10 protein-coding genes are annotated in these 11,723 nt (G+C 58.7%); 9 read left to right on the top strand and 1 reads right to left on the bottom strand.

Annotated features, from left to right (window positions below; translation table 11 throughout):
* Positions 1-103 precede the first annotated feature (103 nt).
* From grpE to AC1RBR_RS04045, 8 genes are all read left to right on the top strand, one after another.
* Positions 104-670, top strand: a complete 567-nt coding sequence (gene grpE, locus AC1RBR_RS04010) for a nucleotide exchange factor GrpE (RefSeq protein ID WP_007961425.1) — start codon at positions 104-106, stop codon at positions 668-670.
* Positions 671-772: 102 nt separating this feature from the next.
* Positions 773-2,689: a molecular chaperone DnaK gene (gene dnaK / locus AC1RBR_RS04015; RefSeq protein ID WP_003221521.1), complete on the top strand. Its 1,917-nt coding sequence runs from the start codon at positions 773-775 to the stop codon at positions 2,687-2,689.
* 297 nt (positions 2,690-2,986) lie between these two features.
* Positions 2,987-4,111, top strand: coding sequence for a molecular chaperone DnaJ (gene dnaJ, locus AC1RBR_RS04020; protein ID WP_003221522.1), 1,125 nt, complete (start codon positions 2,987-2,989; stop codon positions 4,109-4,111).
* Positions 4,112-4,120: 9 nt separating this feature from the next.
* The gene (gene dapB, locus AC1RBR_RS04025) at positions 4,121-4,927 is read left to right on the top strand and encodes a 4-hydroxy-tetrahydrodipicolinate reductase (protein WP_095139826.1); all 807 of its coding nucleotides are present in this window, start codon (positions 4,121-4,123) and stop codon (positions 4,925-4,927) included.
* 258 nt (positions 4,928-5,185) lie between these two features.
* Positions 5,186-6,322 (top strand): glutamine-hydrolyzing carbamoyl-phosphate synthase small subunit, encoded by a 1,137-nt coding sequence (gene carA / locus AC1RBR_RS04030; protein ID WP_492563103.1) that lies wholly within the window; start codon positions 5,186-5,188, stop codon positions 6,320-6,322.
* Positions 6,323-6,448: 126 nt separating this feature from the next.
* Positions 6,449-9,670, top strand: a complete 3,222-nt coding sequence (gene carB, locus AC1RBR_RS04035; RefSeq protein WP_086793704.1) for a carbamoyl-phosphate synthase large subunit — start codon at positions 6,449-6,451, stop codon at positions 9,668-9,670.
* Positions 9,667-10,143: a transcription elongation factor GreA gene (greA, locus tag AC1RBR_RS04040; RefSeq protein ID WP_003221530.1), complete on the top strand. Its 477-nt coding sequence runs from the start codon at positions 9,667-9,669 to the stop codon at positions 10,141-10,143. The genes carB and greA overlap by 4 nt, the downstream gene beginning before the upstream one ends.
* 28 nt (positions 10,144-10,171) lie before the next feature.
* Positions 10,172-10,576 (top strand): MFS transporter, encoded by a 405-nt coding sequence (locus tag AC1RBR_RS04045; RefSeq protein WP_095139824.1) that lies wholly within the window; start codon positions 10,172-10,174, stop codon positions 10,574-10,576.
* A 9-nt stretch (positions 10,577-10,585) separates the two neighbouring features.
* Here AC1RBR_RS04045 and AC1RBR_RS04050 read toward each other — a convergent pair whose 3' ends face one another.
* Positions 10,586-10,894: a YhbY family RNA-binding protein gene (locus AC1RBR_RS04050; RefSeq protein ID WP_003221534.1), complete on the bottom strand. Its 309-nt coding sequence runs from the start codon at positions 10,892-10,894 to the stop codon at positions 10,586-10,588.
* A 101-nt stretch (positions 10,895-10,995) separates the two neighbouring features.
* Here AC1RBR_RS04050 and rlmE point away from each other — a divergent pair, with 101 nt between their 5' ends.
* Positions 10,996-11,625 carry a 23S rRNA (uridine(2552)-2'-O)-methyltransferase RlmE gene (gene rlmE, locus AC1RBR_RS04055; protein WP_492563106.1) on the top strand — a complete coding sequence of 210 codons (630 nt, stop codon included), beginning with the start codon at positions 10,996-10,998 and terminating at the stop codon, positions 11,623-11,625.
* Positions 11,626-11,723: the final 98 nt, after the last annotated feature.

Raw genomic sequence — 11,723 nt, forward strand, 5'->3', positions numbered from 1 at the left:
GTAGGGTTAATCATTGCAGGCCCTTGAAGCCTGATTTTGCGGCCCCATATATTGGGGCAGAAGCGCGAATACAGCTCGCGGACGTAATTGAAAGGAGAATTCTATGGCTGACGAACAGACAGTAGATACGCAAAATCCAGAAGCCAATCAGGCGCCCGAGACTTCGGGTGACGACCTGGCGACCCGTGTACAAGTGCTCGAAGAGCAGTTGGCCGCCGCGCAGGATCAGTCGCTGCGCGTAGCTGCCGATCTGCAGAACGTCCGCCGCCGTGCCGAGCAGGATGTCGAGAAGGCGCACAAATTTGCGCTGGAAAAATTCGCCGGTGACCTGCTGCCGATCGTCGACAGCCTGGAGCGCGGCCTCGAGCTGTCGAGCCCGGACGACGAAAGCATCCGTCCGATGCGCGAAGGTATCGAGCTGACCCTGAAAATGTTCCACGACACCCTCAAGCGTTATCAGCTTGAAGCGATCGATCCGCATGGCGAACCATTCAACGCCGTTCACCATCAGGCGATGGCCATGCAGGAAAGCGCCGACGTAGAACCGAACAGCGTTCTGAAGGTGTTCCAGAAAGGCTACCAGCTCAACGGTCGCCTGTTGCGTCCGGCCATGGTTGTGGTCAGCAAGGCGCCGGCGCCAATTTCGCCTTCGATTGACGAGAAGGCTTGAAATTAGCCGCAAGGCCCCCATTTAGAAGTCAAGCGTTTAAGTATTACCGCAGTTAGCCACCACTGCTGCGGCAACAAAATCCAAAGTTTCGGGAGAGTGAACATGGGCAAAATTATCGGTATCGACCTGGGGACTACCAACTCCTGCGTCTCCGTGCTGGAAAACGGCGTAGCCAAAGTTATCGAAAACGCCGAAGGCGCGCGTACCACGCCGTCGATCATCGCTTACGCCAACGATGGTGAAATCCTCGTTGGTCAGTCGGCCAAGCGTCAGGCAGTGACCAACCCGCACAACACCCTGTACGCGGTGAAGCGTCTGATCGGTCGCAAGTTCGACGAAGAAGTCGTACAGAAAGACATCAAGATGGTCCCGTACAAAATCGCCAAGGCTGACAACGGCGACGCCTGGGTTGAAGTGAACGGCCAGAAAATGGCGCCGCCACAAATCTCGGCTGAAATTCTGAAGAAGATGAAGAAGACCGCCGAAGACTACCTCGGCGAGCCTGTGACCGAAGCGGTGATCACCGTTCCGGCCTACTTCAACGACAGCCAGCGTCAGGCGACCAAAGACGCCGGCCGCATCGCCGGTCTGGACGTTAAACGTATCATCAACGAACCAACCGCAGCTGCTCTGGCTTACGGTATGGACAAGGCCAAGGGCGATCACACCGTGATCGTTTACGACCTGGGTGGCGGTACTTTCGACGTTTCCGTGATCGAGATCGCTGAAGTTGACGGCGAGCACCAGTTCGAAGTGCTGGCCACCAACGGTGACACCTTCCTCGGCGGTGAAGACTTCGACATTCGTCTGATCGACTACCTCGTCGACGAATTCAAGAAAGAAAGCGGCATGAACCTCAAAGGCGACCCGCTGGCCATGCAGCGCCTGAAAGAAGCCGCTGAGAAAGCCAAGATCGAGCTGTCGTCCGCTCAGTCGACCGACGTCAACCTGCCGTACATCACTGCAGACGCCACCGGTCCTAAGCACCTGAACGTGAAGATCTCGCGTGCCAAGCTCGAAGCACTGGTTGAAGACCTGGTTCAGCGCACCATCGAGCCTTGCCGCATCGCCATGAAAGACGCCGGTATCGACGTTGGCGCGATCAACGACGTGATTCTGGTCGGCGGTCAGACCCGTATGCCGCTGGTACAGAAGCTGGTGACCGATTTCTTCGGTAAAGAAGCACGTAAAGACGTGAACCCGGACGAAGCGGTTGCCATGGGTGCTGCGATTCAGGGCGCCGTTCTGGCCGGTGACGTGAAAGACGTTCTGCTGCTGGACGTCAGCCCGCTGACCCTGGGTATCGAAACCATGGGTGGCGTGATGACCGCGCTGATCGAGAAAAACACCACGATTCCTACCAAGAAATCGCAAGTGTTCTCGACTGCCGACGACAACCAGGGCGCCGTGACCATTCACGTTTTGCAAGGTGAGCGTAAGCAAGCTGCGCAGAACAAGTCGCTGGGCAAGTTCGACCTGGCCGACATTCCACCAGCTCCACGTGGCGTGCCGCAGATCGAAGTGACCTTCGACATCGACGCTAACGGCATCCTGCACGTTGGTGCGAAAGACAAGGCGACCGGTAAAGAGCAGAAGATCACCATCAAGGCCAACTCCGGTCTGTCGGATGAAGAAATCCAGAAGATGGTTCGCGATGCCGAGCTGAATGCCGAGGAAGACCGCAAGTTCGCTGAACTGGCTGAATCCCGTAACAAGGGTGACGCACTGGTTCACTCGACTCGCAAAATGGTTACCGAAGCGGGCGACAAGGTCAGCGCTGAAGAGAAGACCGCGATCGAAGCTGCCGTGGTTGCACTGGAAGCCGCTGTGAAAGGCGACGACAAGGCTGCCATCGAAGCGAAGATCGAAGAGCTGTCGAAAGTCTCGGCTCCGGTTGCTCAGAAGATGTACGCCGAACAGGCTCAGCCTGCTGAAGGCGCGGCGCCGCACGACGAGAAAGCTGAAAAGGCTGACGATGTTGTCGATGCCGAGTTCGAAGAAGTCAAAGACCACAAGTAAGTTGTTGGTCGGCCGGTTGACTGCCTTGCGGCGGTGACTGGTAGGATGTCGCCGCGCGGGAGCTTGCTCCCGCGTTGGCGTATCTGGAATACACGAATTTTTACAGCATGCGACAAGGTTCGCCTGCTGCTGGTATGGCCGGGAATGCTCCTGCTTTTCGTGCCGCAAGTACCAAATGAAACAAAGACCAGGATCGTTGAATTGACGTGAGTTGGGTCCGGGCCTGTATTGGGGCTCAACGAGTTTGGCCATCCTCAGGAGGGGTTTGCCGAACGTCCTCAAGAGTGCAAAAGACTTATGGCAAAGCGTGACTATTACGAAGTATTGGGTGTAGAGCGTGGTTCAAGCGATGCAGACCTGAAGAAGGCCTATCGTCGTCTGGCGATGAAGCATCACCCGGATCGTAATCCCGATGACAAAGCGTCGGAAGAACTGTTCAAAGAGGCCAACGAGGCCTACGAAGTATTGTCCGATTCGAGCAAGCGCGCGGCGTACGACCAGTACGGTCATGCTGGCGTCGACCCAAGCATGGGTGGCGGTGGCGCCGGTTTCGGCGGGCAGAATTTCTCGGACATCTTTGGCGATGTCTTCAGTGACTTCTTCGGTGGCGGTCGCGGCGGTTCCCGAGGCGGCGCCCAGCGTGGCAGCGATCTGCGCTACACCCTGGAGCTGAATCTGGAAGAAGCGGTGCGCGGCACTACCGTGAATATCCGCGTTCCGACACTGGTCAACTGCAAGCCATGCGACGGTTCCGGCGCGAAGAAGGGCTCGTCGCCATCGACCTGCCCGACCTGCGGCGGCATCGGTCAGGTGCGCATGCAGCAAGGCTTCTTCTCGGTTCAGCAGACCTGCCCGCGCTGCCATGGCCAAGGCAAGATCATTTCCGATCCGTGCGATTCCTGCCACGGCGACGGTCGTGTCGAAGAGTATAAAACGCTGTCGGTCAAAGTGCCGGCTGGCGTCGATACCGGCGACCGCATTCGTCTGTCTGGCGAGGGCGAGGCGGGCACCCAGGGCGGCCCGACTGGCGACCTGTACGTTGTGATCAACGTGCGCGAGCACGACATCTTCCAGCGCGATGGCAAACATCTGTTCTGCGAAGTGCCGATCAGCTTCGTTGATGCGGCGCTCGGCGGCGAGCTGGAAATCCCGACCCTCGACGGTCGCGTCAAACTGAAAATCCCTGAGGGCACCCAGACCGGCAAGCAGTTCCGTGTGCGCGGCAAAGGCGTGGCGCCGGTGCGTGGCGGTGGTGCGGGCGATCTGATGTGCCGTGTAGCGGTCGAGACCCCGGTCAATCTGAATCGTCGTCAGCGCGAATTGCTCGAAGAGTTCCGCAGCTCGCTGGCGGACGACAACAGCCACTCGCCGAAAACCACCGGTTGGTTCGACGGTGTGAAGCGCTTCTTCGGCGATCTGTAAGGAGTCGGCATGCGACGTATAGCTGTCATGGGCGCCGCCGGGCGCATGGGCAAGATTCTGGTCGAGGCCGTGCAACAGCGCGCGCCGCTGACCGGCCTGACCGCGGCGATCGTTCGTCCCGGCAGTACGCTGATCGGGGTGGACGCCGGTGAGCTGGCTTCGCTGGGTCGCATCGGTGTGCCGTTGTCCGGCAACCTCGAGTCGGTAGCTGAAGAGTTTGATGTGCTGATCGACTTCACCCTGCCGGAAGTCATGCTGAAAAACCTCGCGTTTTGCCGCAAGGCCGGCAAGGCCATGGTCATCGGCACCACCGGTCTCGACGCTGCGCAGAAGCAACTGCTGGCCGAGGCGGGCAAGGATATTCCGATCGTGTTCGCGGCGAACTTCAGCGTCGGGGTCAACCTGTCGCTGAAGCTGCTCGAAATGACTGCCCGGGTGCTGGGCGATGATGCCGACATCGAGATCATCGAAGCGCATCACCGGCACAAGATCGATGCGCCTTCGGGCACGGCGCTGCGCATGGGTGAAGTGATCGCTGATGCGTTGGATCGTGATCTGCAGAAGGTTGCGGTCTACGGCCGTGAAGGCCACACCGGTGCGCGCGAACGGGAAACCATCGGTTTCGCCACCGTTCGCGGTGGTGATGTGGTCGGCGATCACACCGTGCTGTTCGCCTGTGAGGGCGAGCGCCTGGAGATCACGCATAAGGCTTCCAGTCGCATGACATTCGCCAAGGGCGCAGTGCGTGCGGCGTTGTGGCTGGATGCTCGCGAGCCGGGTCTGTATGACATGCAGGATGTGCTCGAGCTGCATTGATTGACTGCTTTTACCCAGCGCAAACGCCCGGTTTGCGCTGGTTTTTCTACGCCGCGCGACGCCCTGTCGCATTCTCCGGCCTTTTAGGCTCTTTAGCGGTGGACCAAAAAAGCCTTTTTCTGTAAGCTACAGCTTTAGTGTGTCCACTAAAAGCGCGCAGAATAATTCAGTGAAGAAGCGGGGTGACGTGTCCATACGTCACTCCGCTTTTTTACAACCTGCGATTGCCCTTTCATGCGTTATTTACGGGAGGTCTTCTTGACTAAGCCAGCCATACTCGCCCTTGCTGATGGCAGCATTTTTCGCGGCGAAGCCATTGGAGCCGACGGTCAAACCGTTGGTGAGGTGGTGTTCAACACCGCAATGACCGGCTATCAGGAAATCCTTACCGATCCTTCCTACGCCCAACAGATCGTTACCCTGACTTACCCGCACATCGGCAACACCGGCACCACGCCGGAAGATGCCGAGTCCGACCGCGTATGGTCCGCTGGCCTGGTTATCCGTGACCTGCCGCTGGTAGCGAGCAACTGGCGTAACACGATGTCCCTGTCCGACTACCTGAAAGCCAACAACGTTGTGGCAATCGCTGGTATCGACACCCGTCGCCTGACCCGTATCCTGCGTGAAAAAGGCGCACAGAACGGCTGCATCATGGCCGGCGACAACATCTCCGAAGAAGCTGCAATCGCTGCCGCGCAAGGCTTCCCGGGCCTGAAGGGCATGGATCTGGCGAAAGTCGTCAGCACCAAGGAAAAGTACGAATGGCGCTCCACTGTCTGGGACTTGAAGACCGACGGTCACGCGACCATCGAAGCGTCCGAGCTGCCATATCACGTGGTTGCCTACGACTACGGCGTCAAACTGAACATTCTGCGCATGCTGGTCGAGCGCGGCTGCCGCGTCACCGTGGTGCCGGCGCAAACCCCGGCTGCCGACGTGCTGGCACTCAAGCCGGACGGCGTGTTCCTGTCCAACGGCCCTGGTGACCCGGAGCCATGCGACTATGCAATCAAGGCGATCAAGGAAGTGCTGGAAACCGAAATTCCGGTCTTCGGTATCTGCCTCGGTCACCAGCTGCTGGCTCTGGCCTCCGGCGCCAAGACCCTGAAAATGGGTCACGGCCACCACGGTGCCAACCACCCGGTACAGGATCTGGACACTGGCGTCGTAATGATCACCAGCCAGAACCACGGTTTCGCGGTTGACGAAGCGACCCTGCCGGCCAACGTGCGTGCGATCCACAAATCGCTGTTCGACGGCACCCTGCAAGGCATCGAGCGCACCGACAAGAGCGCGTTCAGCTTCCAGGGCCACCCTGAAGCGAGCCCGGGCCCGAACGATGTGGCGCCCCTGTTCGACCGCTTCATCAACGAGATGGCCAAGCGACGCTAAGCGTTCGCCTTGAGACTGTAGCGAGAAGCCCTCGAGGGCGGCCCCGACACCGGTGGCGCCCCTCAGGGCTTCAGAAATCGATCAAGACGGCTTGCCGACTGACCTGCGGATTTGAGTGACAAACCCATGCCAAAACGTACAGACATTAAAAGCATCCTGATTCTCGGCGCTGGCCCGATCGTTATCGGCCAGGCCTGCGAATTCGACTACTCCGGCGCCCAGGCCTGCAAAGCCCTGCGCGAAGAGGGTTACCGCGTCATCCTGGTGAACTCCAACCCGGCCACCATCATGACCGACCCGGACATGGCTGACGCCACGTACATCGAGCCGATCAAATGGCAGACTGTGGCCAAGATCATCGAAAAAGAGCGTCCGGATGCGGTGCTGCCAACCATGGGCGGCCAGACTGCACTGAACTGCGCCCTGGACCTGGAGCGCGAAGGCGTTCTGGAGAAATTCGGCGTGGAAATGATCGGCGCCAACGCCGACACCATCGACAAGGCTGAAGACCGCTCGCGTTTCGACAAGGCCATGAAATCCATCGGTCTGGAATGCCCGCGTTCCGGTATCGCCCACAGCATGGAAGAAGCCAACGCCGTCCTCGAGCGTCTGGGTTTCCCGTGCATCATCCGTCCGTCCTTCACCATGGGCGGCACCGGTGGCGGTATCGCGTACAATCGTGAAGAGTTCGAAGAAATCTGCGCCCGCGGTCTGGACCTGTCGCCGACCAAAGAGCTGCTGATCGACGAATCGCTGATCGGCTGGAAAGAATATGAGATGGAAGTTGTCCGCGACAAAAAGGACAACTGCATCATCGTCTGCTCGATCGAGAACTTCGACCCGATGGGCGTGCACACCGGTGACTCGATCACCGTGGCTCCGGCACAGACCCTGACCGACAAGGAATACCAGATCCTGCGGAACGCCTCGCTGGCGGTACTGCGCGAGATCGGCGTCGAGACCGGCGGTTCGAACGTGCAGTTCGGTATCTGCCCGGACACCGGCCGCATGGTCGTGATCGAGATGAACCCGCGTGTATCGCGTTCCTCGGCACTGGCTTCGAAAGCCACCGGTTTCCCGATCGCCAAAGTCGCGGCCAAGCTGGCTGTGGGCTACACCCTCGACGAACTGTCGAACGACATCACCGGCGGCAAGACCCCGGCGTCCTTCGAACCGTCGATCGACTACGTCGTGACCAAGCTGCCACGTTTCGCTTTCGAGAAATTCGCCAAGGCTGACGCACGCTTGACTACTCAGATGAAGTCGGTGGGTGAAGTCATGGCCATCGGCCGTACTTTCCAGGAATCCCTGCAGAAAGCCCTGCGCGGTCTGGAAGTCGGCGTTTGTGGTCTGGACGAGAAGCTCGATCTGAGCAACCCGGAAAGCATGAGCATCCTCAAGCGCGAACTGACCGTGCCGGGCGCCGAGCGTATCTGGTACGTGGCGGACGCGTTCCGTGCTGGTCTGACCGTCGAAGACATCTTCGGCATGAACATGATCGACCCGTGGTTCCTGGTGCAGATCGAAGATCTGATCAAGGAAGAAGAGAAGGTCAAGACCCTCGGTCTGTCCGCCATCGACCGCGACCTGATGTTCAAGCTCAAGCGCAAAGGCTTCTCCGATCAGCGTCTGGCCAAGCTGCTGGGTGTGACCGAGAAGAACCTGCGTACTCACCGTCAAAAACTGGAAGTGTTCCCGGTTTACAAGCGTGTTGACACCTGCGCTGCCGAGTTCGCCACCGACACCGCGTACCTCTACTCGACGTACGAGGAAGAGTGCGAAGCCGCGCCGTCCGGTCGCGACAAGATCATGATTCTGGGTGGCGGTCCGAACCGTATCGGCCAGGGCATCGAGTTCGACTACTGCTGCGTACACGCCGCCCTCGCACTGCGCGAAGACGGCTACGAAACCATCATGGTCAACTGCAACCCGGAAACCGTTTCCACCGACTACGACACTTCCGACCGTCTGTACTTCGAGCCGGTAACCCTGGAAGACGTACTGGAAATCTGCCGCGTCGAGAAGCCAAAAGGCGTGATCGTCCAGTACGGCGGCCAGACTCCGCTGAAACTGGCGCGTGCCCTGGAAGCCGCTGGCGTGCCGATCATCGGTACCAGCCCTGACGCCATCGACCGTGCCGAAGACCGTGAGCGCTTCCAGCAAATGGTTGAGCGCCTGAACCTGCGTCAGCCGCCAAACGCCACCGTGCGTAGCGAAGATGAAGCCGTTCGCGCTGCCGCGAAAATCGGTTATCCGCTGGTGGTGCGCCCGTCCTACGTACTGGGCGGCCGCGCGATGGAAATCGTGTACAAGGAAGACGAGCTCAAGCGTTACCTGCGTGACGCGGTGCAAGTGTCCAACGACAGCCCGGTGCTGCTCGACCACTTCCTCAACTGCGCCATCGAGATGGACGTGGATGCGGTCTGCGACGGCAAAGACGTGGTGATCGGCGCGATCATGCAGCACATCGAACAGGCGGGCGTTCACTCCGGTGACTCCGCATGCTCGCTGCCGCCGTACTCGCTGCCGGCGCACATCCAGGACGAGATGCGCGAACAGGTCAAGAAAATGGCTCTGGAGCTGGGCGTTGTCGGTCTGATGAACGTGCAACTGGCGCTGCAGGGCGAAGACATCTACGTCATCGAAGTCAACCCGCGCGCTTCCCGTACTGTACCGTTCGTGTCCAAGTGCATCGGTGTTTCCCTGGCAATGATCGCGGCTCGCGTGATGGCCGGTAAGACCCTGAAGGAAATCGGCTTCACCAAGGAAATCATCCCGAACTTCTACAGCGTGAAAGAGGCGGTGTTCCCGTTCGCCAAATTCCCTGGCGTTGACCCGATCCTCGGCCCAGAGATGAAGTCCACTGGTGAAGTGATGGGCGTCGGCGACACCTTCGGTGAAGCATTCGCCAAGGCCCAGATGGGCGCCAGCGAAGTGCTGCCGACCGGCGGTACCGCGTTCATCAGCGTGCGTGACGATGACAAGCCGCTGGTTGCAGGCGTGGCCCGTGATCTGATCAACTTGGGCTTCGAAGTGGTCGCCACTGCCGGTACTGCCAAGCTGATCGAAGCCGCAGGCCTGAAAGTGCGCCGTGTGAACAAGGTGACCGAGGGTCGTCCGCACGTGGTCGACATGATCAAGAATGACGAAGTCACCCTGATCATCAACACCACCGAAGGCCGTCAGTCGATCGCTGATTCCTACTCCATTCGTCGTAATGCCCTGCAGCACAAGATCTACTGCACCACCACCATCGCTGCGGGGGAAGCTATCTGTGAAGCGCTGAAGTTCGGTCCCGAGAAGACCGTGCGCCGCTTGCAGGATCTACACGCAGGATTGAAGGCATGATCAAATATCCAATGACCGTCCAGGGCGCGAAAGCCCTGGAAGAAGAACACGCTCATCTGACCAAGGTCGTTCGTCCGAAGCTCAGCCAGGACATTGGTACGGCCCGTGAGTTGGGTGACCTGAAGGAAAACGCTGAGTACCATGCCGCGCGCGAACAGCAAGGCATGGTCGAGGCGCGGATCCGTGACATCGAAGGCCGGATTCAGAATCAGGTCATCATCGACGTCACGACCATCCCGCACACCGGCAAAGTGATCTTCGGTACTACCGTCGAAATCGCCAACGTCGAGACTGATGAGAGCGTCACTTACCACATCGTGGGTGAGGATGAGGCTGACTTCAAACTCGGCAAGATTTCGGTCGGCTCGCCTTTGGCCCGTGCCTTGATCGGCAAGGAAGAGGGTGATGTGGTTGCCGTGAAAACGCCAAGCGGCGTTATCGAGTACGAGATTGTCGAAGTCCGTCACATCTGAAGGCAGGCGCCCGCTACGTGCGGGCGCCATGCTTTGGCAGCTGACCCAGATGTTGTGGGTCGGCGGCTTCTGGTTGATTCATCTTGGTTTGCGACCGGTGTTGGGCAAGATTGGCCTGGCACCGTTGCTGATCGATGAAGTTGCCGATGCATTCGAAGTGCCGGTGGCGGGTTTTGCCGCGGCATGCGTGATTTTTCAGGCTTTGGTGCTGGTACAGGCCGATGGCCTTGGCAGTTTATGGCGGGATTTTCGCGGGCAGGTGTTGCTGATGGCGTTGTATGCATGTGCGATGTTTGTCGCAGTGCGTGTCGGCTGGCCGCAAGCGCAGCGCTGGCAGGAATTCAGTTTTCTGGTGTTGGGCTTCTCCGGTGTGGTGCTGGTGTTGCAGCCGCTGCCGGGATGGAGTGGCAGGGTGCGCGAAGCACACCCCTGACCCCTTTCATCACTTGAAGCGATGAACGTTCGACAGCTGCTTGTTGACGCTGAAGTTCTTGCGATAAACCAGTGCCATCTTGCCGATGACCTGAACCAGGTCAGCCTTGCCGACCTTGCACAGCTCTGCAATGTGCGCCAGGCGCGACTCGCGATCGAGGATGTTGAGCTTGATTTTGATCAGCTCGTGATCCGCCAGGGCGCGTTCAAGTTCGGCTAATACACCTTCAGTCAGACCGTTGTCCGCCACCGTCAAAACCGGTTTCAGGTGGTGGCCAATGGATTTGTACTGTTTCTTCTGCTCTGGAGTGAGCGGCATAATCTGACCCTTTCGTCTGGATTCTGTAAAATGGCGGCCATTTTACCCGAGGGTTCGTGGATCCGCCCAATTAATCACGACCCTAATCATCGAGGTGCCCAATGGCGCGTTCCAAGACAAGCCTTGGTTGGCTGAAACGACATGTCAACGATCCTTATGTGAAGCAGGCGCAGAAGGATGGCTACCGCTCGCGTGCGAGTTACAAGCTTCTGGAGATCCAGGAGAAATACAAGCTGATCCGTTCCGGCATGAGCGTTGTCGACCTGGGCGCAGCGCCCGGCGGCTGGTCGCAGGTCACCAGTCGGTTGATTGGCGGTCAGGGGCGTCTGATCGCTTCGGACATTCTGGAAATGGACAGCATTCCGGACGTGACCTTCATCCAGGGTGACTTCACCGAGGATGAAGTGCTCGCGCGGATTCTTGAGGCTGTGGGTAATTCGCAGGTGGACCTTGTGATTTCCGATATGGCCCCCAATATGAGTGGTACGCCTGAAGTGGATATGCCGAAAGCCATGTTTCTTTGCGAACTGGCGCTTGATCTGGCGGAACGGATACTCAAGCCGGGTGGCAATTTCGTGATCAAGATCTTTCAGGGTGAAGGTTTCGATGTTTACCTGAAGGATGCTCGCAAGAAATTCGACAAGATCCAGATGATCAAGCCGGATTCTTCCCGTGGCAGCTCCCGCGAGCAATATATGCTGGCCTGGGGTTACCGCGGTGTTAACGAGTAAAACGAGGTTTTTTGGCGGGGCGATAGGTTTTTCGTATTTTGACCTGCGTGCATAAGCGAATATTGTGTAGAAAGTGTTTCACAAAGGGTTACAGACGG

This window comes from Pseudomonas sp. GW823-FHT01D03 (assembly GCF_058798255.1).